Origin of the sequence: Streptomyces sp. NPDC032161 (assembly GCF_040636995.1) — a bacterium.
In the GTDB taxonomy this organism is placed as follows: domain Bacteria; phylum Actinomycetota; class Actinomycetes; order Streptomycetales; family Streptomycetaceae; genus Streptomyces.
Genome location: NZ_JBEZVN010000002.1, coordinates 621,672 through 645,327, shown reverse-complemented (window position 1 = coordinate 645,327; position 23,656 = coordinate 621,672). Strand labels below are relative to the sequence as shown.

Genomic DNA, 23,656 nt, shown 5'->3' with positions numbered 1-23,656 from the left:
GCGCCTGTCCGGTGAGGGCCGTGCGTCCCGTCCGGGCCGGGCCGTCCGCTCGCTCCACGGGGCCCGCGGGCGCGCGACGCCCGTCCGCCACCTTCGCCGCCCGTCCCCCGTGCCCGCTCCTCACCGCTCCTCCAGCGCGTCACGCACCTGTGCCACGGTCAGCCACTCCTGCGGGGCGAGGATCTTCGCGGTCTGCGGGGCGAACGCCGGGGAGGAGACCACCACCTGCCGGGTCTCCCCGTCCGCGACGACCTCCCCGTCGGCGAGGATCACCACCCGGTGCGCGAGGTCGGCGGCGAGTTCCACGTCGTGCGTCGCCAGGACGATCGCGTGCCCGTCGGCGGCGAGACCCCGCAGCACCCCGGTCAGCCGGGCCTTCGCCGCGTAGTCCAGACCGCGGGTCGGCTCGTCCAGGAGCAGCAGCGGCGGACGCGCGGTGAGCACCACCGCCAGGGCGAGCGCGAGCCGCTGCCCCTCGGAGAGATCGCGGGGATGGATGTCGTCCGGCACACCGGGAAGCAGCTTCGAGACCAGCTCCCGGCAACTGCCCGCGGCGGGGCCCGCGTCGGTGTCGGCGGCGGCGCACTCGGCGGCGACCGTGTCCGCGTACAGCAGATCGCGCGGTTCCTGCGGTACGAGCCCGACCCGGCGCACCATCTCGCGCGGCGGCGTGCGGTGCGGGGGCCGGCCGCCGACGAGGACGGTGCCCGCGGTGGGTTCGACCATGCCGACGAGCGCGCCGAGCAGGGTGGACTTGCCCGCGCCGTTGCGGCCCATCAGGGCGACGGTCTCGCCCGGGGCGACGGAGAGCGTGACCCGGCGCAGCGCCTCGACGCGCCCGCGCCGCACGCCGAGGTCCTCGACCCGGGCCGGGACGTCGACGGCGGGCCCGGGAACGGGGGCGGCCGGGTGCGTGCCGCGTCCCAGCAGCCGGGCCAGGGCGCCGCGTCGCGCGGGGGCGGGCACGGCGGGCAGCGGGGACACCAGGGCCCGGGCCGGGGCGGGCGCGGCGGGCGGTCGCCGGTCCGCGAGCCGTTCGCGCAGGCCGGTGGCCCGGCGCCGGGCGTCACGGACCGACAGCGGCAGCGGCTCCCACCCCGCCAGCCGGCCCAGCGCCACGACCGGCGGACGGACCGGGGAGACGGCCATGACATCGGCGGGGGCGCCCATGGCCGGAGCGGCGCCCGGCGACGGCAGCAGGACGACCTGGTCCGCGTACTGCACCACCCGTTCCAGCCGGTGCTCCGCCATCAGGACCGTGGTGCCCAGGTCGTGCACCAGCCGTTGCAGCACGGCCAGCACCTCCTCGGCCGCCGCCGGGTCGAGCGCGGACGTCGGCTCGTCGAGGACCAGGACCTTCGGATGCGGGGTGAGCACCGAACCGATCGCGACCCGCTGCTGCTGCCCTCCCGAGAGCGTGGCGATCGGCCGGTCCCGCAGCCCGGCGAGACCCAGCAGGTCCAGGGTCTCCTCGACCCGCCGCCGCATCACGTCCGGGGCGAGCCCCAGCGACTCCATCCCGTACGCCAGCTCGTCCTCGACCGTGTCGGTGACGAAGTGGGAGAGCGGGTCCTGGCCCACCGTGCCGACCACGTCGGCGAGTTCGCGCGGCTTGTGGGTACGGGTGTCGCGCCCCGCGACCGTGACCCGGCCGCTCAGCCTGCCACCGGTGAAGTGCGGCACGAGACCGGAGACGGCCCCCAGCAGCGTCGACTTGCCGACCCCGGACGGACCGACCAGCAGCACCAGTTCGCCCTCGGGAACGGTCAGATCGACCCCGGACAGGGTGGGGCGCTCCGCCCCCTCGTACCGCACCGAAACCTGCTCGAACCGGATCACTGGTCCTCCTCGGGACTCGGCCGCGTCTTCGAACCGGCGCCCACCGGCGGCGGAACGGGGGCCACCAGCGCGGGCAGCAGCCCCACCAGCACCGCCGCCGCGGGCCACAACGGGAGCACCGGCGCGGTCAGCGGTACGACCCCGGGGTGCAGCGCCTCCGCGTCGACACCGCCCGCCCAGATCATCGCCACCGCCACCACGACCCCCGAACCCGCCACCAGCCAGGCCCGCGCACCCCACCGGTCGGGCCGGTAGTGGGTACGGACCGACCGGGCACCGCCCAGGCGCAGCCCGGCCGCCGCCGCGACGAGCCCGGCGATCAGCAGCGGCAGCCCGTACACCGCGCCCTGCGCGGCCAGCAGCCCGTACGTGCCCGCGCACACCCCGAGCAGCCCGCCGAGCGTGAGCGCGTTCGTGGTGCGCCGGACGGCGGGCGGGACCTCGGCGGTACGCCCGTAGCCGCGCGCGTCCATCGACGCGGCCACCGCGACCGACCGCTCCAACGCGCCCTCCAGGACCGGCAGTCCGATCTGGAGGACCGCCCCGACACCGCCGGTCGGGCGGCCCCGCAGCCGTCGCGCGGTGCGCAGCCGCGCCACGTCGGCGACCATGTTCGGCGCGAACGTCATCGCGACGACGACGGCGACCCCCGCCTCGTACAGCGCGCCCGGCAGCGACTTCAGCAGCCGGGCCGGGTTCGCGAGCGAGTTGGCCGCGCCGACGCAGATCAGCAGGGCGGCCAGCTTCGCCCCGTCGTACAGCGAGAAGACCAGCTGCTCGGCGGTGACCCGGCCACCGATCCGGACGCCCTGCGCCCAGTCGGGCAGCGGCACCTCGGGGAGCGTGAACAGCGGATGCGTACCGGGGATGGGTGAGCCGAGGAGGACGGAGAAGACCAGCCGCACGCCGACGACGAACAGCCCGATCCTGATGAACGCCCCGTACGAACGGGCCCAGGGCGCGTCCGTACGGCGCGCGGCGACCACATAGCCCGCGACCCCGACGAGGAGTCCGAGCAGCAGCGGGTTGGTGGTGCGGGACGCGGCGGTGGCGAGGCCCAGCGCCCACAGCCACCACGCCCCGGCGGGCAGGGCGTTGCTGCGGTTCGCCTCGGGTGCCCGCAGCGCGCGCAGCGGCCGGTCGGCGGTGCGGGGGGCGCGAGTGGCACGGGCAGGGGTGACGCCGGTGGTGCGGGTGGGGCCAGTCGGCGGACGGCCGGTGGCCGGGCGGTCGGGTGCCCCGTCCCCGGTCGCCGGGCCGCTGGTCGGAGTGGTCATCCTCGGCGGCGGCGGGCCTGCACGACCGCGGCCGAGCCGAGGACGAGAACGGCGCCGACCCCGACGAGCATCCCGGCGGACGGTCCGCGGTCGGAACCGTCGGCGGACGCGGCGGACGTGGCGGGGGCGGACGCGGCGGGCTTCTCGTGCCCGTCGCCCGACACCTGCTCGCCGCAGCCGGAGGCCGGGTACCCGGAGATGGCGCACAGCAGCGCGTTGCCGTCGTAACGCAACGGCTTGGCCACCGCGGCGAGCGCCTCGGCGGTGCTCGCGTCCGGAGCGACCACGGCACACGCGGTCCGGAGCGCGGGCGGGGTCCGCCCGTCCGGAGCGTCCGCCGCGGTGCCCGGGTCGATGACGAGCGCGACCCGCTTGGACCCCTTCTCGGCAGGGGTGTCCGCGCAGATCTTCGCGAAGCCGGGGGCGTGGCGGGGCCGGGCCGCGTCCTGGGAGTCCTCGCTCACCGCGAACCGGAAGCCCTGCACGGCACCGTCGTCCGGCCGGACCAGGGCGGGGCCCTGGGTGGCGTACGCCCAGCCCTCGCCCGAGCCCTCCCAGAACGACCAGTACCGGTAGCCGGCCGCCTGGGCCTCTCCCGCGCCCAGCACGGCCAGCAGCACCGCGCTCAGCACCGTCAGCAGCGCGGCGGCGGCCCCTCCCGTCCGCCTCACAGCTGCTGGTTCTTCCGGCGGCCGCTGATCAGGAAGCCGACGCCCGCACCGACGACGAGGCCGATGCCGACGAACCACCACACGCCGCCGATCACGTCGTCGCCACTGTGGACCCGGTCCTTCTCCGTGGCCTCGTACCCGGTGTCGGCGGACGGGTCGGGGGTCGTGATGGCCGCGGGCTTCGGGCCGGTCGCGTTCAGCCTGTCGACCAGGTTCACGCCGCCGAAGTCGCGGGCGTTGTTCCCGGTAGCGTGCGCGGCCAGGACCAGTTGCGCGTAGGCGGCGGGGCCGTTCTGCTCGGCCCACGCGCCGGAGTTCTTCTTCAGCCAGGCCACGGCCTCGGCGGCCTTGTCCTGGTGGCCCGAGGCGGACAGCGCGACGACTGCGTCCGCGGTGTTGCCGACGTCGGGCTGCGGGGCGGAGTCCTCGGCGCCCGGCATCGGGGCCAGGTCGAGGTGGCCCTTCGCGGCGAGGGCACCGGCGAGGTAGTGGGCGCCGTTCTGGGCGGCCTGTTCGGGGGTGAGGGCGGAACCGGAGGCCGCGGGGCGGCAGCTGGTCCCCTTGGCGGCGGCGTTGTTGCCGGTGGCCAGGGCCTTGCCCATGGTGCCGAGCACGGCGGCGGCGGTGGCGTCCGCGTTGGCCGTGAGCTTCCCCGCCTTGTCCGGCTGGTACGCGAACGCGCCGCCGTCCTTCTCACCGCACGGGATCGAGAGCGCGAGCAGCGGATCGTACGGGGACTTGCCCTCGGGCGTGACGACGTCCGCGAGCCGCTGCCCCTGCCGGGCGAGGGCGCCGATCACGAGGGAGGTGGAGTTGGCGTCGCTGGGCGCGCCTGCCGCGTAGCCCCAGCCGCCGTCCTCGTTCTGCACGGACTTCAGCCAGCGGACCGAGTCGTTCACGGTCTCCCCGTGCCCGCCGACCTCGGCGAGCGCCTGCACGGCGACCGCGGTGGCGTTGGTGTCCAGCACCGTCTTCGCGTCGCACGGCTTGGAGGCGTCGGGCCGGTACGCGGCGTAGGCGCCGTTGGCGCACTGCTGGCCGATCAGCCAGTCCACCGACTTCGCGGCGGGCGTCACGCCTTCGACCCGCTGCGCGAGGAAGGCCAGCGACTGCCGCCAGACACCGTCGTAGGTGGGGTCCTTCGTGCCGTACAGCCCGGCGGGCAGTGCGGCGGACGGCGTGGGCGACGGGGACGGCGCCGCGACCGCGACCGGGGCGGCCGCGCAGAGCACGGCGGCCGTGGTCGCGGCGAGCGTTGCCGCGCTGCGGCGTACGGTCATGGCGGGCGGGGCCTCTCCTGTGCGGGGATCCGGACCGGGCACAGGCACGCTCACGCACCAGGCTCCGACTCCGTATACCTCGACGGTGCCGACCACCGGGGTTCCGGTGGTCCGAGCCGGTCACAACCGCGTCCAGGGCATTCCGACTCACCGTCCACGGGACGGCTCACGGCTGCGTGGTCAGTGCCGGATTCGCACCGGCTTCCCCCTGTACGGGCATGATGACGACCCACTCACTCTACCGGGCGACCCGGAAGGGGTCCGGGGCGGGCGTTCCCGCGGGCGGGCGCCGTTCCGGGGAGGCGGGTGGAGCCAGGGCGCCGCCCGTGCCCGCACCGCGCCGCACCCCCCCTCACACCGCGACGTACGCCACCGCCCATGCCGCGACGTACGCCACCGCCCGTCGCGATGACGTCGCTCACACCGCGATGTACGTCACGGGATCGCTCCCCGCCACCGCCTCCGCGCGGCCCAGCTTCACCAGCCGCCGCAGATGCGCCTCGGCCTCCGAGACCGCGATGTTGCGCGAACCGTGCGGGATCCGGTCCCACGGCCGGTTCCACTCCATCCGCTCGGCCAGCTCCCACGGGGTCAGCGGGGAGGACAGCAGACCGAGGAGCCCCGCCAGCCGCTCCTCGTGGTGGTCGAGGAGCTCCCGTACGCGCCCGGCCGCGTCCGCGAACGCGTACTGGTGGGCGGGCAGCACCTCCGCCACCCCGAGCCGGCCCACGCGCTCCAGGGAACCGAGGTAGTCGCCCAGGGGGTCGGTGACCGCGTCCGCGTCCGGGTCCTCGTAGAGCCCGATGTGCGGGCTGATCCCGGGCAGCAGATGATCCCCGGAGAACAGCCGCCCCCGGCCGGGCAGACCGGACGGATGGTTCTCCTCCAGATGCAGGCAGACATGACCGGGGGTGTGGCCGGGCGTCCAGACCGCCCGCAGCCGCCGTCCCGCCAGGTCCAGCAGCTCGCCGGGCACGATCTCCCGGTCCGGCAGCGCGGCCCGCGCCCCGGGCAGGGTGCGCATACGCCCCCGGTCCGCCGCCGCGGCCCGCAACGGCGCGAGGTGCGCCTCGGGCGCCCCGACCGCGGTGAGCTTGGCGACGAGGTAGTTCAGCCAGGTGCCCGGCTCCGACTCCCGGGTGCGGCGCACGATCTCGGCGTCCGCCGCGTGCATGGCGATCCAGGCCCCGGACGCCTCGCGCACCTGCCCGGAGAGGCCGTGGTGGTCGGGGTGGTGGTGGGTGATGACGATGCCGCGGATGTCCGCGACGGCCACACCGACGGTGGTCAGCCCGGCGGTGAGCGTGTCCCACGCCTCCGGGTCGTCCCAGCCGGTGTCGATCAGGACCGGCCCGCGATCGGTGTCGACGACGTGGACGAGGGTGTGGCCGAGCGGGTTGTCCGGGATGGGCACCTCGATGCTGTGCACGCCCCCGCCGTGGTCGGTCACCTGCGTCATGGGCTCTCCCTCTCCCCACCGCCCGGCCGTCTCACCGGACGTACGACTGTGCGGTGCGCGGTGGTCGGTGTGCGCCGCCCACCGACCACCTGCCCACTGTAACGAGAACTTGTTCCAGTGGTAGCCCTGGGCGACCATCTGGCCCATCTCGGAGCGCGGACTCGAACACGACGAACAGCCGGGCCCTGGTGGGCCGGTGAGTTCGCGGTTCGGTGTCGGAGTGGTGTGATCACGCTGATCACGTTTGCGTGCCCGGCGTCGTACCTTCCGTCGCCCATCTCGCGTGCGTACCGCACCTTGACGATGGGTTTCACACGTCCGTGGGCCTTGTTTCGAGACCCGGCCCCAGTACTGGATGTCGGCGCCTTGCTGGTGTTCTCGCTGGTCAACCGGGCCCAGCGCCCACAGCGTCGCGAAGCCGGGCCGTTGCGCCGGCGGTGACTGCGGTGTCTGCACCACTACCATCAAGGAGCACAAGCGGGCAGAGGCTGAGGCCCGCGCCGCCGAAGAGGCCGAAGGCCGGGAGGAATGGTCTCTTTGGTTTCCTGCGCTGACCCCCTCCGATGCCTTACCTCGCGCAAGGCATCGACGTGCGCATCGTCGCCCGCGACCAGAGCATGCAGGGGCCCGGAGGGACGCGCATAGCGCTGAGGCATATGCGTTTCCAGTCAAGAGGCAGTCTGCTTTGTGGGTATATCTACCGGTCGGGCGTAGGTATTCGGGCCATGAACCAATACATGCTTGACCCTTCGTGATGGAACGGGTTTTGCTATTCCTGGGGAGGGTTCAATATGAGCGCGTTCGCTCACAAGATAGTCCGCAGTGCAGCGGTGGCCGGTCTGACGTTGGCGGTCATGGGGGGAACGGGCGTTGCCCAGGCGTCGACTTCGGCCCCGAGCGGCGAGGTATCGGTTCAGGAAACGTGTCCGGGCAGCGGTCAGATCGGTTACGGCCGGGTATGCACCACGCTGTCGAGTGGTCGCCTGTTCCACGACAAGACGCAGGGTTCCGGCCCGGTGAACGTCAGGACCTGGTACGAGAAGTCGAGCGGCGGAACCATCTCGGCGAAGCTGGGGTTCAACTATGCCGGTACAACCACGTGGGGTTCGACGTTCAGCCAGGCATCGGGCACGACCAAGAGTGCCTCGTGGGATCGTAACTGGCCGTCGGACTGCTACTCCACCATTGGGATGCTGTCGGTGACCGGGCAGGGAACGTTCCAGACGCCCTCGGGCACCTGCTGAGTTTTCATCCACTGCCCCGCCCCGCGACTCACGCGGGGCGGGGCGCTCCCGTTTGAAGGTGTTGCGCCACCATGTTGCAAGCTGTTTTCAATGGTCGAGGTGAGTTCGTTCTCATCGCGTTGGCCGCAGTGACGATTGCGGCTCTCATCGGCTACTTCGCCGCGAAAAGGTTTCTGAATCGCCCATGGGCGTATGCGGGGCTTTCTGCCGTCCTGGTAGCGGAGCTGAGCGTTACCATTTTCTTTCCGTCCCCGGGTCATGTGTCCGGCCAGTGTGTCCTCAACCGGAATTTCAGTGAGCCTTTCGCGACAGAGCAGGGTCTGCTGAATGTGGCGATGTTCCTTCCTATCGGGCTCCTTGGGGTCCTTGCCGTCCGACGCGTATTTCCCGTCTTCCTGGGTGGGGCGCTGCTGTCGGTGGTAACCGAGCTCAGCCAGGCGCTCGCCCCGTGGGTGGGGCGAAGCTGTGACAGCGGTGATGTGCTGACCAATACGCTGGGCGCGGCGGCCGGGGCTCTTGCCGGCTGGGCGGTTGTCCGTGCGGCCCGAGGTGAGCTTCTGTCCCTACGCTCCGCAGCGAAACCGACTGCTGTCATCTTCGTGACCGGCTTTCTCGCCTGTGCTGTGGTGTGGAAAGCCTGGATCACTCCCTTGGCTGTGGACTCCACGAGCCTGCAGATCGCGGGAGGCGACGAGAAGTCCCAGGCGCAGCAGGTCCTCGCCAAGGCCTTCGACGACCACTTCGACATCGCGAACGTACAGCTCCAGCCCGGGCAGAACGGCGCCCCCGACATGCTGTTGATCACCACACAGACGGGGTTCGCCGAACTGAGCTGGCCGGACAAGGAACAGCTCACGGTCAGCCTGGAAAACTCGAGCAAGCCAGGTCCCGGCAGTTTTCCCGTGACAGGCGCCGGAGCTGCACCCAAAACGGCCGACGAAGCGCTCCGCATCGCCACGAAGTACGCGAAGGAGCGCTTCCCCTGGGGCCTCAAAGACTCATACGTGAAATCCTTCCCGGTCGGAGATGATGCGGAGTTCGGCTGGATGGTCAGCTGGCGAAGTCGTATCGACGGCGTGCTCATGCCCATGCGTCTGGACGTGCAGATCAACCGAGCCGGCCGCGTCTCCGCGCTACTGACCCGGCATACAGAAGAATCGGTTTCACTCCCCCCGCGCCGGGTGAGCGAGAAGCAGGCCGCAGCCACGGCCTCCAAGTTCGCTGGTGGAGCGAAGACAGAGGCAGGCAACTTGCTGGCCATCCGACGCGAAGACGAATGGCGGGCACAATGGACCATCCCGGTCTCAGTCGGCAACGACGTCTACCCGGTCTACGTCGACGCTGAAACAGGAAAGGTGGATGAAAGGGCCTCTCCCACCCAGGGCCTGCCCACCACACCCAACTGACCTGGCGTTTTGCACAACCGCAGCAGCGCTACTTGCAGCGTTCGACTGCCCCGGCGCGGGAGGCAGCTGGATGCCTTGCCGCGAGGCCTGACGTAAGGCCCGGGCGTCAAGAGAGTCGTCTCCATGGCGTCCGGGCCGTACAACCAGGCTTCCTCTAGCCGTTCCAGGGGCGTGTCCGTCCTTGAGCTTGTCGTCTAATTAAGGCGACGCCTCCACGGAGTCAGTGATCCACTTCAGGCATCGCACACAGTTCCGGGTTGTCCCACGGATGATGCTCAAGGAGATGCGCTTCCGGCGCCGGGTATTGGTCCGCGGTCGTCTTGAGAAGGACTTGCCATTCCTCGCCGGTGCCGTACTCGCCGTGGTGCCAGAACACGCTTGTGACCGGCTGATGATCTGGGCGCCTGCAGCGATCCGCTGCTGTACTACGAGTCCCGCGAGGGTCACTGCTTGGTCCTTCGTCGCCGTGGCCGTGGAGACTTGCACCTATTCAGTCATGGCCGGGAGCGTAGCCAACAGCGAGCTGTTCAGCACTCAGCCGACGGTGACGAGAGATGATCCCGAACGCACGAGACCGACCCCTTCCAGTGGTCGTCCCAATGCCCCGGTTCAATGGGTGCGGTGGACTTCGAGATCAGGAAATACAGAACCGGGAGCGGGCGCCGTCCGGAGGGTGAGCGGGAGGCACAATTCGAGCTGAGGCGGTAGTCCGGGACATCATGCCTGGCTGTCACAGCGGGACAGGAGAGGAATGTCTTCCGGAAAGTATGAAGAAGCGGCCGATGCCGCAGGGCTTCGTGCCCGGCTGCGGCACGTGTACTGGATCGGCGGCGGGAGCGGCGCGGGGAAGTCGACCATCAGCCGCCGAGTCGCCGATCGCTGCGGTTGGCGGCTCTACGCCACCGACGACGTGATGCGGGACCACGCTCGACGGACCACGCCCCAGGAGGCCCCCTTCCTGCATGAGTTCATGGCCATGGACATGGACGAGCGGTGGGTGAACCGGTCTCCGGAGACCATGCTGGAGACGTTCCACTGGTTTCGCGGTGAGGGCTTCGGCTTGATCATCGAGGACCTCCTTCGCCTGCCGCAGGAACCGTGTGTCCTCGCGGAGGGCTTCCGGCTGCTGCCGCACCTGGTGAAACCCCTGCTCACCGTTCCCGAGCAGGCCGTCTGGCTCCTGCCCACGCCTGAATTCCGCCAGGCCGCCTTCCGGAGCCGGGCCGTGCCGGGGGAGGGGTTCGTATGGGAGACCAGCGATCCGGCCAAGGCCGGCCGTAACCTCGCCGAACGGGACGGCATGTTCACACGTCGCCTTCAGGAGGAGGCCGAGCGTCTCCGGTGGTGCTCCATCCGGGTCGACACCACATCGACCGAGGATGCTCTCGTCGAGCAGGTGACCACGGCGTTCGGACTCCGACGGCGACCAGCGCCGTGAACCCGGCCCGCGTCCCGGGCGGGTCGCCGGAGCACGTCGGGGCCCTCGCTTTCGGCGGGCCCGGCTGTGGGCCGTGGTTCTCCGGAAGCGCCGCGCACGTGGACTCCTGGAACTGGAACTGGTATCAGTTTTGACGGTCCATCAGGAATTCTCGTAACGCCGGTTCGCGGGAGGCAACAGCCATGACCGAGCTTGTCGAACACGGAAAACTGTTCATCGGCGGTGAGTTGGTCGATCCGCTGGGCCGGGAGGTCATTGAGGTCGTATCGCCCCACACCGAACAGGTCATCGGCCGGGTGCCGCACGCCTGCGAGGCGGACGTGGACCGGGCCGTCGCCGCCGCGCGGCGGGCGTTCGACGAGGGGCCCTGGCCGCGCATGGCCCTGGACGAGCGGATCGCGGTCGTGACCAGGATCAAGGACGCGTTCGCCGCCCGGTACGAGGAGATCGCCCGGGTCATCAGCTCGGAGAACGGCACTCCGTACACGTCCAGCGTGATGGTGCAGGCGCTCTCCGCGATGATGGTGTGGGACGCGGCGATCACCGTCGCCCGTACCTTCCCGTACGAGGAGCGGCGCGACGGGGCGCTGGGGCCGCTGCTGGTGCGCCGGGAGCCGGTGGGGGTGGTCGCGGCCGTGGTGCCGTGGAACGTTCCGCAGTTCACTGCCGCCGCCAAGCTCGCGCCCGCGCTGCTCGCCGGGTGCTCCGCCATCCTCAAGGCGTCGCCCGAATCCCCGCTGGACGCCTACGTCCTGGCCGAGATCGCCGCCGAAGCCGGTGTGCCCGAGGGCGTGTTGTCGATCCTGCCGGCCGACCGGGAGGTCAGCGAGTACCTGGTCGGGCACCCGGGCGTGGACAAGGTGTCGTTCACCGGGTCGGTGGCCGCGGGGCGCCGGGTGATGGAGGTCGCCTCCCGCAACCTCACCCGGGTCACACTGGAACTCGGCGGGAAGTCCGCCGCCTTGATCCTCCCGGACGCCGACCTGGAGACGGCTGTCGCCGGGATCGTCCCGTTCGCCTGGATGATCAACGGGCAGGCCTGCGTGGCCCAGACCCGCATCCTCGCCCCGCGCTCCCGCTACGACGAGACGGCGGAGGCGTTCGCCGCCGCCGCAGCCGCGTTGAAGATCGGCGATCCGCTCGACCCCGCCACCGAACTCGGCCCCCTGGTCGCCGAACGGCAGCAGCGGCGTTCGCTCGACTACATCCGGATCGGCCAGGACGAGGGCGCGAAGATTCTCACCGGCGGCGGCCGTCCGGCCTCCCAGGAACGCGGCTGGTACGTCGAGCCGACGCTCTTCGGGGACGTCGACAACTCCATGCGCATCGCCCGCGAGGAGATCTTCGGCCCCGTCATCTGCCTGATCCCGTACGGCGACGAGGACGAGGCGGTGCGCATCGCCAACGACTCCGACTACGGCCTCAGCGGCAGCGTCTGGACCGCAGACACCGAGCACGGCATCGACATCGCCCGCCGGGTCAGGACCGGCACGTACAGTGTGAACACCTTCAGTCTCGACATGCTCGGCCCGTTCGGCGGGTACAAGAACTCCGGCCTGGGACGGGAGTTCGGGCCCGAGGGGTACGGCGAGTATTTCGAGCACAAGATGATCCACCTGCCGGCCGGTTATCAGGCCGGCGCCGCTGACAGGGGAGACGCGTGATGGGGGACCGCTGGGCCGTGGAGGTCGACCGGAGGATCTGCATCGGCTCCGCGATGTGCGTGAACCACGCCCCGGACACCTTCGCGCTGGACTCCGCCCGCCAGTCGCGGCCCGCCTCCCCGGAGAGCGACGCGGACGAGCGGGTCCTGGCGGCGGCCGAGGGGTGCCCGGTCGAGGCCATTCTGATCACGCTCGCCGACTCGGGGGAAGTGGTGTTCCCGCCCGAGGAGTAGCCGACCCGCTCCCCGGGTTCGCCACGAACCCGGATCGAGGGACGGTTCCGTCCGTACCCTGACGCCGAGGGCGACCGCCGGGACCTCCTTCCGGTACCGGATCACGGAAGCCGCGTCGCCGGGCCGCCCGCGGCCGACAGCGCCGGCCAAGGCGACGCCCGGGGCCGATGGTGCGGACGGACGGGCGGGGGACCCGGGGGTGGCCGTGCGGACCCCGCACGGCCCCCCGGTGGGAGCGGGCGGGCTCAGGGCGTGCAGCCCGTGTCGGCGAGCACGAAGTGGCCCGTCGGTGACTCCCGCAGGGTGTGGGCGATGAAGATGTTGTACAGCCCCATGTTCTGGTTCGAGCCGTTGGCGTAGACGTGGCCGAGCGTGGTGTGTGCCCTTCCGGCCGCCACGTGCGCGTAGTTGCTCGCCGTGAAGCAGCGGCCGGGTGCGGAGCCGGTGGTGGTCGCCGTGACCTGCGCCGATGCCGTGCCGGGGGTGCCCGAGGCGTCGACCGCGGTCACGGTGTAGCGGTAGGCGGTACCGGCGGTGAGACCCGGGTCCGTGTACGTCGTCGCCGTGGGGGAGGCGGCCTTCGCGCCGTTGCGGTGGACCACGTACGAGGCGGCGCCCTCGACCGCGTTCCAGGAGAGCGAGACGCTGTCCGCCGTGACGCCCGTGACCCGGAGGCCGGACGGGGCGGGGAGGTGGTCGCCGCCCCCGGGAGCGCCCTGGTCGAGGCCCCAGAAGACGGCCGTGTGGTACGTGGAGCAGATGGCGTTCAGGAAGTACGCGGCCGTCGAGCCGCACTGCTCCGTGCCCGAACCGGGGCTCACCGCCAGGCCGTGGCCCATGCCGGAGACCGAGTACGTCTGGACGGCCGGTCGCCCGGAGGTGTCGTCGTACGTGCCGCGCGTCGTGTTGCCCGGGAGGGTGTCCGTCGACGACGGGGTCTGGCCGATGCCCCAGACGTCGGTCCACTGGTCGCGCAGGGCCGTGGCGTTGGCCGGGTTGACCGTGTAGTCGGCCGTGCCCTGCCAGATCGCGACCCGGGGCCAGGGGCCCGAGTAGCCCGGGTGGGAGGCGCGGACCTTGTCGCCCCACTGCGAGGGCGTCAGCTTCACCGTGCCCGTCTGACAGGCGGACGCGCCCGTCTGGCTCGTCGCGCACTGGGCGGGCAGGCCCGAGGCCACGGAGCCGCCCGCGAACACGTCCGGGTACGCGGCCAGCAGGTCGGCCGTCATGCCGCCGCCCGCCGACAGGCCGGTCACGTACACCCGGCCACCGTCCGAGCCGTATTGCTGCTTCGCGTACTCCACCATCTGCGCGATCGACGCGGCCTCGCCCCTGCCCCGGCCGCTGTCGGCAGGATCGAACCAGTTGAAGCAGGACAGCGCGTTGTTGGCGGCCGTGGTCTGCGGGAAGACCACGGCGAAGCCCCACAGGTCCGCGTACTTCGGCCAGCCGGAGTTGGCGTAGTAGGCGTCGGCCGTCTGTGCGCAGCCGTGCAGGGCCACCACCACGGGCGCGTTCGCGGGCAGATCGGCCGGGACGTACGCGAACATCTGGAGGTTGCCGGGGTTGGTGCCGAAACCGGTGACCTGTTGCAGGCCGCCCGCGGCCGCGGCCGAGGCCGCCGTGGGAGCCGCAGCCTCGGCCGGCGGGGCGGTCGCCGCGGTGCTCAGCGTCGCCGCGACGAGCGCGAGCGCGGCGGTGGGGACGACGCGCCGGAGCAGGCGTCGCAGGATCGATGGGCGCACGGATGCCTCCCTGTGCTCGGGGGTCCGGGGTCTTTTGGCCGTTCGGACGGTGCGAGTACGTCGTCTTGGATGAGTCGGGTGCGGAGCGGACGCTATGAGCCGGTGTCCGCCCCGCCCATGGGCCGGGCGGACATTCCCGAGTCCCGACTGTGTGCGCGGGAGCTCTTGCGCCCGCTGCCACGGGGCGCGCTTCGGCGCGTGAAACCGTCCCCGGAGCGCCGATGCGATGTGCCCTCGGGTGAGGCGGGAGGAGTCGCCCGCGGCACCGCACCATGTAGGCCGCCACCATGCCGTCGTACGACGGTGTGTGCACCGGCCCCGTGTGACCCGGGCTCCGGTCTCCCTACGGTGACGGCCATGGAGACTCCTCAGAGCCAGGACCACGGGCCCGCCGGGACCGCGGCCCCGCACGCCGCCCCGCACGTCGTTCCGCCCGCCACGCCGTCCGCCGCCGCGGACGCGCCCCGGTCGGCGGACCGGCCGCCGCTCGCCGGGCGCACCGCCCTGGTGACCGGTGCCGCGAGCGGGATCGGGCGGGCCTGCGCCCGGGCCCTGGCCATCGCCGGTGCCCATGTGCACGTCGTGGACAGGACCGCCGACGCCGCCCGGGACCTGGCCGAGGAGATCGGTGGGACGGTGTGGGTGGCCGACCTCTCCGTCCCGGACGAGGTGGACGCGCTGCCCGCCGGTGCGGACATCGTCGTCAACAACGCCGGGCTCCAGCACGTCGCCCCGGTGCACGCGTTCCCGCCGGAGCGGTTCGCGCTGATCCAGCGCGTCATGGTGGAGGCGCCGTTCCGCATCTTGCGCCGCACCCTGCCGGGCATGTACGAACGCGGCTGGGGGCGCGTGGTCAACATCTCGTCCGTGCACGGTCTGCGGGCCAGCCCCTACAAGTCGGCCTATGTGACGGCCAAGCACGCACTGGAGGGGCTCAGCAAGGTGGTGGCGCTCGAAGCGGCGGAGCACGGGGTGACGAGCAACTGCGTCAACCCCGGCTACGTACGCACACCGCTGGTCGAGAACCAGATCGCGGACCAGGCCCGTACGCACGGCATCTCGGAGGAGGAGGTGGTGGGACGGGTGATGCTGGAACGCAGCGCGATCAAGCGGCTGATCGAACCCGACGAGGTGGCCGAGGCCGTGCTGTGGCTCTGCGGGCCGCACACCGGGCACATCACCGGCACCTCGCTCGCCATGGACGGCGGCTGGACCGCCAACTGACCCACCGACCCCGATGAATTCCGGCCGCCATGTCTGATCCGTCCCAGTCCGCCGACCCCGCCGACCCCGCTGTCGGCACCTCCGCCGCCTCCGCCGCGCCCCATCTGCGGCGTCTCCTCGACCTGCTGGCCGACGGTGCCCCCGCCGAGGAGCTGGGGGCCGTCGCCTCGCGGGCGCGGGCCGCCGGGGTGCGGGCCGGTGATCTGGCGGAGGTGGAGCGGGCCACCGCCACCGCCCTGCGGATCAGGGGTGCCCTGCGCCAGCACCGGCGCCGTGAGCTCCAGCTCACCGCGCTCTTCGACACGGCGGGCGACCTGGCCGCCTCCCGCGAACTGGACGACGTGCTCAAGGCGATCGTCCGGCGGGCGAGGATGCTGCTCGGTACGGACACCGCGTACCTCACGCTCCCCGACGAGGAGGCGGGGGACACGTACATGCGGGTGACCGACGGTTCGGTGTCGGTGCTCTTCCAGCGGCTGCGACTGGAACTGGGCGACGGGCTGGGCGGACTGGTGGCGCAGACCGCCCGCCCGTACGCCACCCCCGACTACCGCACCGACGACCGCTTCCGCCACACCCGCAACATCAACGCCGGAGTGCTGGACGAGGGGCTCGTCGCCATCCTGGGCGTCCCCCTGCTCCTGGGCTCCAGCCGCGGCGGCACGGGCAAGGTCATCGGCGTGCTGTTCGCCGCCGACCGCGCGTCCCGGGTGTTCAGCCCCGACGAGGTCGCCCTGCTGTGCTCGCTCGCCGCGCACGCCGCCATCGCCATCGACACCGCCCGCGCGCTCGCCGACACCCGTTCCGCCCTCGACGAACTCGCCGGGGCCAACGCGGAGCTGGCCGAGGCCAACGCGGCCGTACGGGCGCACTCGGCGGCCATGCGGAGGGCCGAGGAGTCCCACGACCGGCTGACGGACCTGGTGCTGCGCGGCCGGGACGTCAAGGACGTCGCCGCCGCCGTCGCGGCCCTGCTGGACTCCCCGCTCACCATTCACGACCCGGGCGGCCGGCCCCTCGCGGCCGTCCGGCCCGGCGGCGAGGACTTCGCCGCCGACAGCATGGACGCCGGATGGCTGGCCGAGACCGCGGAGGAGTCCCGCACGGGTGCCCGCGCCGTGCACCGCGACGGACGGTGGATCTGCGCCGTCCTCGCGGGGCGGGAGCTCATGGCCGGACTGGTCCTGCACCGGCGGGCACCGCTCGACGACTCGGACCGGCGGCTGTTCGAGCGGGCCTCCGTCGTCACCGGGCTGCTCCTGCTGCTGCGGCGCACGGTGGCCGAGACCGAGAACCGGGTGCGCGGGGAACTGATCACCGACCTGCTGACGGACGCGGACCGCGACCCGGCCGGGCTCGTCGAACGCGGCCGCCGCCTCGGTATCGACCTCGACCGGCCGCATCTGCTGCTGCTGGCCGACGGAGGGGCGCGAGGGCGGCTGGCCCCGGCCGCGGTGCGCTACCTCTTCGGCGGCGACATGCACGGGGTGAGCGCCGAACACCACGGCCAGGTCGTGCTGTTGACCGCCGCCGACGGCCTCGGGGCGGGCTTCGGAGACGGTACCGGGGCGGGCGCCGGTGGCGTGGCGCGGGCGGCGGCGTCCCAGCTCGGGCAGCTGGTCCAGGCCCCGGTCACGGTGGCCGCAGCCGGGCCGGCGCGCGGGGTCCGGGAGCTGGCCGCCGCGTACGAGGAGGCCGCCCGCTGCCTGCGCGCCATGCGGGTCCTGGGGCGCGCCGGGGAGGGCGCGTGCGTCGGCGAACTCGGCTTCCTGGGCGTGGTGCTGGGCAACGGGCAGAACGTCGACGGCTTCGTGGCGGCGACGCTGGGGCCGCTGCTGGAGTACGACGAGCGGCGCGGCACCCACCTCGTGCGGACCCTGCGCGCCTACTTCGGGTCCGGGGGCAGCCTCGTCCGCGCCAAGGACGAACTCCACGTGCACGTCAACACGGTGGTGCAGCGGCTCGACCGGGTGCAGGTGCTGCTGGGGCACGACTGGAACGAGCCCGCACGGGCCCTGGAGATCCAGCTCGCCCTGAAGCTGCACCAGTTGACGGGGTCTGCGGACTCCCTCTGAAACTCCATGAGCCGGGGGAGCCCCGGACCGCCCTGACACTTCTCGGGTCGGCGGGGGCTGCGCCCCGGAGGTCCGGCGACGGGCGGATCCGGCCGTCGGCGTGCGCCCGCCCGGCCGGACCCGTCCGCTTTCGGTGTCAGTGGGCGCCGCACAGCTCCAGCAGATGCCGCACGACCTCCCGGCCGCCCTGCTCGCCGGTCAGCACCGTGTAGTGGTTGACGTCCGCCACCCGCACCGGCGTCACCCCCGTGCCCCCGAGGTCCGCCGCCGCCAGGCGGGTCTCGTCGTACAGGCCCTGCTCCTCGTCCATCAGCCCGCGCGGCGCCCACAGCAGCGTCGCCGGGGCGGGCAGCTTCCGGACCGCCGTCAGCACCTCCTCGTCGAAGAGGCCGATGCCGTCGGTGCGCACCGCCTCGATCCGGCAGGTGGAGCGCAGCTCCGGTTCCTCGCCGGTCAGATCGCGCTGGATGTACGCGTCCACCTCGTCCGACCAGTCGTCGGCGAACGCCGGGTGCGCCTGCCAGAACGCGCGGTATGCGGCCCGGTCCGGGAACGTCATCGACAACCGGTCCATGGCCGGGCCGATCACCGCGGTCATCAGCTCGTCCGGGGACAGGTGCGTGGGTGCGGGGAAGCCGATCCCGCCGTCGACCAGCAGCAGCGGTCCGAACCGGTCCGGGTGACGTACGGCGGCCAGCGCCGTCACGAACGCCCCCATCGAATGCCCTGCCAGCACCACCCGGCCCGGGGCCAGCGCCTCGGCCAGGGCGGCGACGTCGTCGGCGTGCGTGGCGATGCCGTACGGTCCCGGCAGTCCGGAACTCCCGGCCCGGCCCCGCAGGTCCGGGGCGATCAGGGTGACGCGGCCGTCCAGCAGCCGGGCCACCGGGCCCCAGCTCAGGGCGTTGGAGGTGATGCCGTGCAGGGCTATGACCACCGGGGCGTCCGGTTCCCGGGCCGGCCATCGCAGGACCGCCAACTCGCCCCCGGTGACGGGGACCTGAATCTCTTCGTACGGCTTCACGACTGTCCGTTGTCCTTCCGGGCGGGGGTCGGGGACGGGGTTCCGGCCGGTCCGCGGCGTGCGGCGCCGAGCCGGGCGGGCAGCCTGGCCAGGCCGCCCGGCAGCAGGTGTACCACGGCGACGAACAGCACACCGAGCAGGAACAGCGGCTGGGACAGCGGCACCCGCAGCACCGCGGGCAGGTCCGCGACCGCGCCCGATCCGGCCAGATCGCCGAGCCGGTGATCGGCCCAGGTGTACAGGATTCCGCCGACCATCGGGCCCCAGCGGGTGCCCGATCCGCCGAGCACCACCATCACCAGCAGCGAGAGGGTGAAGTCGGAGGTGGTCGTCTGCGGGGTCGAACCGCCGGTGAGCAGCAGGTGCACCAGACCGCCCAGCGCGGCCAGGGCCCCGGCCAGGACGAACGCCGTCAGCTTGAACCCGTACGGCTTCAGCCCCAGCACCTCCACCCGGCGCTCGTTCTCCTTGATGCCCTCCCAGACCCGCCCGGTGGGGGAGCGGACCGCCCAGTGGACGACGGCCAGGGTGAGGACGAGATAGCCGAGCGCCACCCAGTACAGGTTCGCGGTGTGGTCGATGCCCACCAGCCAGGACGGCAGCAGCTCGGCCGGGGCGGCCCGCCCCTCCTCGCCGCCCGTGAGACCGCCGGGGTTGCGGGAGACCAGGATCGAGCCCGCCTGGGCGAACGCCAGCGTCACCATCGAGAAGCCAATGCCGGTGACCCGCAGGCTCACCGACCCCAGGACCAGCGCGAGCACGATCCCGGAGCAGAGGCCGAGCAGTGCGGACACCGCGAACGGCAGACCCGCCTCCAGGAGGAACAGGTTGGTGGCGTAGCTGCCCGTCGCGAAGTACAGCGCATGCCCGAAGGAGAGCAGCCCGGTGCGGCCGAGCAACAGGTCGTAGCCGGTCGCCAGGGCGCCGAACAGCAGGCAGGTGGCGAGGAGTTGGAGACTTCCCGGACTGCCCACCGGGCCGTCCAGGAGGCCCGGCAGCGGCAGCGCGCTGAACGGCGCGACGAGCAGTGCGAGCAGTACGGCGGCGGGCCACCAGCGGCGCAGCACCCGGGCCGCGTTCCCGGACCCGGCCGGGGCGGCGGGGTGGCCGCGGCGCCCGTCGGCGGTGCGGTCGTGTGTCTCGGTGACGGTGCTCACGCGAGCCTCCCGGTCAGTCCGCGCGGCCGGACGAGCAGCAGCGCGGCGAGCAGGACGACGACGGCCAGGTCGCCGAGGCCCGCTGCGGTGTAGTAGTTGGCGAACTGCTGGACCAGCCCGATGACGACGGACGCCACCGCGGCGCCGGTCACCGAGCCCATGCCGCCGGTGACCACCACGACGAAGGCGAAGATCAGCAGCGAGGTCCCCTGGCGGGGATCGACCGAGCCGAAGTACAGGCCGCCGAGCGCCCCGCCGAGCGCGGCGGCACAGCCGCCGATCGCGAAGACGAGGGTGAACGCCCGGCGCACGTCGATGCCGAGCGCGGTGACCATCGCCCGGTCCTCGACCCCGGCCCGTACCACCAGGCCGTGCCGGGTGCGGCCGAGGAAGAGCCGCAGCGCCACCAGCACCACGACCGCCGCCCCGACCAGCACCAGCCGGTTGACCGGCACCTGGGCACCGAGCAGTTCGAAGGTGCCCGACAGCGCCTTCGGTCCGGGGAAGGTCCGGGCGTCCGAGCCCCAGATCCCCGACAGCAGCGCGGGGACGGCGAGCCCCACCCCGACCGTGGCGAGCACCTGCTCGCGGGGGCGGGTGTAGAGCGGGCGGACGACGGTGAGTTCCAGCAGCACGGCGGCCGCGGTGCCCACCGCCGTACCGAACAGCACGGCGAGGACGAAGCCCGCGCCGCCGGGGCCGGCGCCGGGCAGGTTCCCGGACGCCGCCCACCAGGTGCCGTACGCGCCGACGGAGAGCAGCGCCCCGTGCGCGAAGTTGAGCACGTCCATCAGGCCGAAGATCAGGGAGAGACCGGACGCGACGAGGAAGTAGAGCGCCCCCAGACCGAGTCCGGTCATGGTGAGCAGAACGACGGTGGACATCAGGAATCCGCCTCCACGGAAGGTGAATCGGCCTCCACGGACGGCGAACCGGACCCCACGGAGGACGTGTGGGGGGCCGGGCCGTGTCCCACGCCCAGCAGGCGCCGTGCCGCCTCCGCGTCGGCGAGCAGTGCGTCCGCCGGTCCCTGGTGGGCCGTCCGGCCGTCGGCGAGCACCGCGCAGTGCGCGGCCAGGCGCCGTACGACGGCGAGGTTCTGCTCCACCAGCAGCACCGGCACCGCCTCGGCGGCCCGCTCCAGCACCTGGGCGACCTCGGTCACCACCTTGGGCGCCAGGCCCTTGGTGGGTTCGTCGGCGATGATCAGCCGGTTGCCGTTCAGCAGCGTGCGCCCGATCGCCACCATCTGCTGCTGACCACCGGACAGTGTCCCGGCCAACTGCCGCTCCCGGCGCTTGAGTTCGGGGAACAGCTCGTGGACGAGCGGGTAGGCGGGCTCGCCCGCGCCGGGCCGCTCGGCCAGCCGCAGGTTCTCCGCCACGGTCAGTCCGGCGAAGATCCCCCGGTCCTCCGGGGCGTAGCCGACGCCCAGCCGCACCACGGTGTGGGTGGGCATCGACACCGTCTCCGTCCCGTCCAGCCGCACGCTGCCGGTGCGCGGGACGAGGCCGAGGACGCCGCGCACGGTGGTGGTCTTCCCGGCGCCGTTGCGGCCCAGGAGCGCGGTCACGCCGTGCCGGGCGACGTCCAGGTCCACGCCGTGCAGGATGTGCCGGCCGCCGATCAGGACCCGCAGGTCCCGTACGGCGAGCAGGGGTCCGGTCGTCACAGCTCCTCCCCGAGGTAGGCCTGCTGCACCGTCGGGTCGGCCGTCACGGCCTCGGGGGTGTCCAGGGCCAGCAGACTGCCGTGGTGCATCACGGCGAGCCGGTCGGCCAGGCCCAGCAGGACGTCCATGTGGTGCTCGACCATCAGGACGGTGCGGCCCTCGTCCCGGTGCAGGGTGCGGATGAGTTCGGTGAGCGCGGGGACCTCCTCCGCGCTCACCCCGGCCATCGGCTCGTCCAGCAGCATCAGTCGCGGTTCGCCGACCAGCAGCACCGCCAGCTCCAGCTTCCGCTTCTCGCCGTGCGACAGCTCGGAGGCCAGCGCCCGTGCCCGGTGGCCGAGACCGGTGCGTTCCAGCACGTCGGCCACCTCGGCGGGATACGCGGAGGCGCGCCGCCACAGCCGGTACGAGCCGCCGCGGGCCGCCTGCGCGGCCAGCCGCACATGGTCGGCGACGGACATCCCCGGCCAGAGGCTCGACGTCTGGAAGGTGCGGCCGATACCGCGCCTCGCCCGCTCGTGCGCGGGACGGTCCGTCATGTCCGTGCCGTCCAGCTCGATGGTGCCCGCGGTGGCCGGGGCCAGCCCGCTGATCAGGTTGAACAGGGAGGTCTTGCCCGCCCCGTTGGGGCCGATGAAGGCCAGGAACTCGCCCTCGCGGACGTCCAGGGAGACGTCCTCGACGATCGTCGCCCCGCCGACGCGCCAGCCGAGGCCGGTGAGCCGGAGCACCGGGGCGGGGGTCGGGGCGCCGCCCGGGTGGTGCGCGGTGGTGTGGGGTACGGGCACCGGTCAGCCCGCCGAGGGCTTCGCGGGCGGCGCCACCACGTCCATCGGCTCGGTGGTCACCAGCCGCGGCTTCGCGTCGGCGCCCTTCCCGTCGAGCCTCGCGACGAACATCGGCTGGAGCAGGGCGTGGTCCTCGGCCCGGACCCGCACCTCGCCCTTCACCCCGTCGAAGGTCCAGTCCTCCAGGGCCTTCACCATGGCGGCGGTGTCGGTGGCGCCGCCCTTCTCGACGGCCCGCACCACCATCTGCGCGGCGGTGAAGCCGTCGGGGGTGAACAGGTCCGGGGTGCCGCCGGCCTTGCCGACCGCGTCGAGCATGGCCTTCTCCGCGGCGTTGCCGCCGCCCGCGCCGGGGAAGTAGTGCGCCAGGAACGACACCTTGGCGCCCGCGTCCCCGAAGACCGGGTACGAGGCGGTACCGGCGAGGCCCGTCACGACCTTGCTCGCCGTCGGAACGCCCTGCTGGTCCAGCGCGGTCCACAGCGCCGGTGCCGTGGAGCCCGCCCAGGCGACGAAGACCAGGTCGGGCGCGCCCGCCTTCACCTGCCGGGCGAACGGCGTCAGGTCGGTGGCGCTGGGCGGGGCCAGCACGGATCCCACCTTCGCGCCCCGGCCGCCGAGGACCGCCTTCACCGCGGCCACGTTGGCCTGTCCGAAGGTGGAGCCCTGGGCCAGCACCGTGACCTTCTTGCCCTTGGCCCCGCCGAGCATCGCCCCGGCGGTGAGGATGTCCTGGTAGGACTGCCGGCCGGAGCGGAAGGTGTAGTCGTTGATCCCGGTCACGGCGTCGGTGGCGGCCGGTCCGCTGATGTAGAGCACCTTGTTCTGGGCGGCGAGCGGCGCCATCTGGAGGGCCACGCCGGAATCGGTGGTGCCGGCCAGCACCTTGTGGCCCTTGCCGATCAGGTTCTTGGCCGCCGAGACCGCCTTGCCGGGGTCGCCCGCGTCGTCCTGCTCGGTGACCTCGATCTTGTGCCCGGCGACCTTCCCGGTGCCCTTCGTCGCGTAGTCCAGGCCCGCCATGAACCCGTCGCGGTACTGCTTCCCGTAGTCGGCGAGCAGCCCGGTGCGGGAGTACACGAGACCGACCTTCACGCTGCGGTCCTTCGCGTCCCCGCCGGATCCGGGACCGTCCTCGCCCGCCTTCCCCGCGGCGGTGCACCCGGCCAGCAGGAGACCGGCCGAGGCCAGCACGGCGACGGCGGACAGGGATCTGGGACGGCGACGGACGGTGCCTGTGCCTGTGGCTCTGGGACGCATGATGACCGGCTCCTCGGCGAGTTTCGGGGGATGTCGCCGAACCGTATGAACACCGCGCCGCCGTCGACATGGTGCAGGGCACCCCACCTGACGCGGCGGACATGTGGCGGCCGCACATGGGGCGGCCCACGGCCCGGTGGACATCGGGCCACCGGGCCGTCGGGCCCGTGCCGTGGGAACACGTGCCGCAGGTCCCGTGC

The 23,656-nt window shown here is 72.7% G+C and carries 20 protein-coding genes and 1 riboswitch; of the genes, 7 read left to right on the top strand and 13 right to left on the bottom strand.

Translation table 11 applies throughout. From position 1 onward, the window contains the following. Positions 1–120: 120 nt before the first annotated feature. From AB0E67_RS08625 to AB0E67_RS08605, 5 genes are all read right to left on the bottom strand, one after another. Complete coding sequence (locus AB0E67_RS08625; RefSeq protein WP_362022750.1) at positions 121–1,839, bottom strand: ATP-binding cassette domain-containing protein; 1,719 nt, start codon at positions 1,837–1,839, stop codon at positions 121–123. Continuing rightward, complete coding sequence (locus tag AB0E67_RS08620) at positions 1,836–3,116, bottom strand: energy-coupling factor transporter transmembrane protein EcfT (RefSeq protein WP_362022747.1); 1,281 nt, start codon at positions 3,114–3,116, stop codon at positions 1,836–1,838. The genes AB0E67_RS08625 and AB0E67_RS08620 overlap by 4 nt, the downstream gene beginning before the upstream one ends. Then, entirely contained in the window at positions 3,113–3,787 is a 675-nt protein-coding gene (locus AB0E67_RS08615) for an SCO2322 family protein (protein WP_362022744.1), read from the bottom strand. Before AB0E67_RS08615 ends, AB0E67_RS08620 begins: the two co-directional genes overlap by 4 nt. Then, positions 3,784–5,067, bottom strand: a complete 1,284-nt coding sequence (locus AB0E67_RS08610) for a prenyltransferase/squalene oxidase repeat-containing protein (RefSeq protein ID WP_362022741.1) — start codon at positions 5,065–5,067, stop codon at positions 3,784–3,786. Before AB0E67_RS08610 ends, AB0E67_RS08615 begins: the two co-directional genes overlap by 4 nt. A gap of 135 nt (positions 5,068–5,202) precedes the next feature. Further along, positions 5,203–5,277, bottom strand: a riboswitch (cobalamin riboswitch). Between the two features lie 208 nt (positions 5,278–5,485). Next, a complete protein-coding gene (locus tag AB0E67_RS08605; RefSeq protein WP_362022738.1) occupies positions 5,486–6,526 on the bottom strand; it encodes an MBL fold metallo-hydrolase in 1,041 nt (346 codons plus the stop codon). A gap of 791 nt (positions 6,527–7,317) precedes the next feature. Between AB0E67_RS08605 and AB0E67_RS08600 the strand changes: the two genes are divergently transcribed. Further along, positions 7,318–7,770: a hypothetical protein gene (locus tag AB0E67_RS08600; protein ID WP_362022736.1), complete on the top strand. Its 453-nt coding sequence runs from the start codon at positions 7,318–7,320 to the stop codon at positions 7,768–7,770. 71 nt (positions 7,771–7,841) lie between these two features. Next, positions 7,842–9,176 (top strand): VanZ family protein, encoded by a 1,335-nt coding sequence (locus tag AB0E67_RS08595; protein ID WP_073782099.1) that lies wholly within the window; start codon positions 7,842–7,844, stop codon positions 9,174–9,176. Positions 9,177–9,396: 220 nt separating this feature from the next. On the opposite strand, the gene cutA is transcribed toward AB0E67_RS08595, so the two are convergent. Then, positions 9,397–9,552: a divalent cation tolerance protein CutA gene (gene cutA / locus AB0E67_RS08590; protein WP_362022733.1), complete on the bottom strand. Its 156-nt coding sequence runs from the start codon at positions 9,550–9,552 to the stop codon at positions 9,397–9,399. Between the two features lie 375 nt (positions 9,553–9,927). Here cutA and AB0E67_RS08585 point away from each other — a divergent pair, with 375 nt between their 5' ends. The 3 genes from AB0E67_RS08585 (at position 9,928) to AB0E67_RS08575 (ending at position 12,511) form a co-directional block, all read left to right on the top strand. Next, entirely contained in the window at positions 9,928–10,614 is a 687-nt protein-coding gene (locus tag AB0E67_RS08585) for a hypothetical protein (protein WP_362022730.1), read from the top strand. Positions 10,615–10,796: 182 nt separating this feature from the next. Further along, the gene (locus AB0E67_RS08580; protein ID WP_362022727.1) at positions 10,797–12,278 is read left to right on the top strand and encodes an aldehyde dehydrogenase; all 1,482 of its coding nucleotides are present in this window, start codon (positions 10,797–10,799) and stop codon (positions 12,276–12,278) included. Continuing rightward, complete coding sequence (locus tag AB0E67_RS08575) at positions 12,278–12,511, top strand: ferredoxin (protein WP_362022724.1); 234 nt, start codon at positions 12,278–12,280, stop codon at positions 12,509–12,511. The genes AB0E67_RS08580 and AB0E67_RS08575 overlap by 1 nt, the downstream gene beginning before the upstream one ends. 245 nt (positions 12,512–12,756) lie before the next feature. On the opposite strand, the gene AB0E67_RS08570 is transcribed toward AB0E67_RS08575, so the two are convergent. Beyond that, entirely contained in the window at positions 12,757–14,256 is a 1,500-nt protein-coding gene (locus AB0E67_RS08570) for a PHB depolymerase family esterase (RefSeq protein WP_362022722.1), read from the bottom strand. A gap of 357 nt (positions 14,257–14,613) precedes the next feature. Between AB0E67_RS08570 and AB0E67_RS08565 the strand changes: the two genes are divergently transcribed. Further along, on the top strand, positions 14,614–15,480 hold the full coding sequence (locus tag AB0E67_RS08565) for a 3-hydroxybutyrate dehydrogenase (RefSeq protein WP_362022719.1): 867 nt from the start codon (positions 14,614–14,616) through the stop codon (positions 15,478–15,480). Positions 15,481–15,509: 29 nt separating this feature from the next. Beyond that, positions 15,510–17,555, top strand: a complete 2,046-nt coding sequence (locus tag AB0E67_RS08560) for a GAF domain-containing protein (protein WP_362022717.1) — start codon at positions 15,510–15,512, stop codon at positions 17,553–17,555. A gap of 136 nt (positions 17,556–17,691) precedes the next feature. Here AB0E67_RS08560 and AB0E67_RS08555 read toward each other — a convergent pair whose 3' ends face one another. From AB0E67_RS08555 to AB0E67_RS08530, 6 genes are read right to left on the bottom strand one after another with little or no spacing between them, the layout of a single operon-like run. Beyond that, the gene (locus AB0E67_RS08555; protein ID WP_362022715.1) at positions 17,692–18,579 is read right to left on the bottom strand and encodes an alpha/beta hydrolase; all 888 of its coding nucleotides are present in this window, start codon (positions 18,577–18,579) and stop codon (positions 17,692–17,694) included. Next, positions 18,576–19,736, bottom strand: a complete 1,161-nt coding sequence (locus tag AB0E67_RS08550) for a branched-chain amino acid ABC transporter permease (RefSeq protein WP_362022712.1) — start codon at positions 19,734–19,736, stop codon at positions 18,576–18,578. The genes AB0E67_RS08555 and AB0E67_RS08550 overlap by 4 nt, the downstream gene beginning before the upstream one ends. After that, on the bottom strand, positions 19,733–20,620 hold the full coding sequence (locus AB0E67_RS08545) for a branched-chain amino acid ABC transporter permease (RefSeq protein WP_073782109.1): 888 nt from the start codon (positions 20,618–20,620) through the stop codon (positions 19,733–19,735). The genes AB0E67_RS08550 and AB0E67_RS08545 overlap by 4 nt, the downstream gene beginning before the upstream one ends. After that, positions 20,620–21,408: an ABC transporter ATP-binding protein gene (locus AB0E67_RS08540; RefSeq protein ID WP_362022709.1), complete on the bottom strand. Its 789-nt coding sequence runs from the start codon at positions 21,406–21,408 to the stop codon at positions 20,620–20,622. The genes AB0E67_RS08545 and AB0E67_RS08540 overlap by 1 nt, the downstream gene beginning before the upstream one ends. Then, positions 21,405–22,196 (bottom strand): ABC transporter ATP-binding protein, encoded by a 792-nt coding sequence (locus tag AB0E67_RS08535; RefSeq protein ID WP_362022706.1) that lies wholly within the window; start codon positions 22,194–22,196, stop codon positions 21,405–21,407. Before AB0E67_RS08535 ends, AB0E67_RS08540 begins: the two co-directional genes overlap by 4 nt. A gap of 3 nt (positions 22,197–22,199) precedes the next feature. Continuing rightward, positions 22,200–23,456, bottom strand: a complete 1,257-nt coding sequence (locus tag AB0E67_RS08530; RefSeq protein ID WP_362022703.1) for a substrate-binding domain-containing protein — start codon at positions 23,454–23,456, stop codon at positions 22,200–22,202. Positions 23,457–23,656 lie beyond the last annotated feature (200 nt).

Coding starts and splice junctions, on each gene's coding strand:
- AB0E67_RS08620 (WP_362022747.1), bottom strand. CDS start 3,116: ATGACCACTCCGACCAGCGGCCCGGCGACCGGGGACGGGGCACCCGAC.
- AB0E67_RS08610 (WP_362022741.1), bottom strand. CDS start 5,067: ATGACCGTACGCCGCAGCGCGGCAACGCTCGCCGCGACCACGGCCGCC.
- AB0E67_RS08605 (WP_362022738.1), bottom strand. CDS start 6,526: ATGACGCAGGTGACCGACCACGGCGGGGGCGTGCACAGCATCGAGGTG.
- AB0E67_RS08600 (WP_362022736.1), top strand. CDS start 7,318: ATGAGCGCGTTCGCTCACAAGATAGTCCGCAGTGCAGCGGTGGCCGGT.
- AB0E67_RS08595 (WP_073782099.1), top strand. CDS start 7,842: ATGTTGCAAGCTGTTTTCAATGGTCGAGGTGAGTTCGTTCTCATCGCG.
- AB0E67_RS08585 (WP_362022730.1), top strand. CDS start 9,928: ATGTCTTCCGGAAAGTATGAAGAAGCGGCCGATGCCGCAGGGCTTCGT.
- AB0E67_RS08580 (WP_362022727.1), top strand. CDS start 10,797: ATGACCGAGCTTGTCGAACACGGAAAACTGTTCATCGGCGGTGAGTTG.
- AB0E67_RS08575 (WP_362022724.1), top strand. CDS start 12,278: ATGGGGGACCGCTGGGCCGTGGAGGTCGACCGGAGGATCTGCATCGGC.
- AB0E67_RS08565 (WP_362022719.1), top strand. CDS start 14,614: ATGGAGACTCCTCAGAGCCAGGACCACGGGCCCGCCGGGACCGCGGCC.
- AB0E67_RS08560 (WP_362022717.1), top strand. CDS start 15,510: ATGTCTGATCCGTCCCAGTCCGCCGACCCCGCCGACCCCGCTGTCGGC.
- AB0E67_RS08545 (WP_073782109.1), bottom strand. CDS start 20,620: ATGTCCACCGTCGTTCTGCTCACCATGACCGGACTCGGTCTGGGGGCG.
- AB0E67_RS08530 (WP_362022703.1), bottom strand. CDS start 23,456: ATGCGTCCCAGAGCCACAGGCACAGGCACCGTCCGTCGCCGTCCCAGA.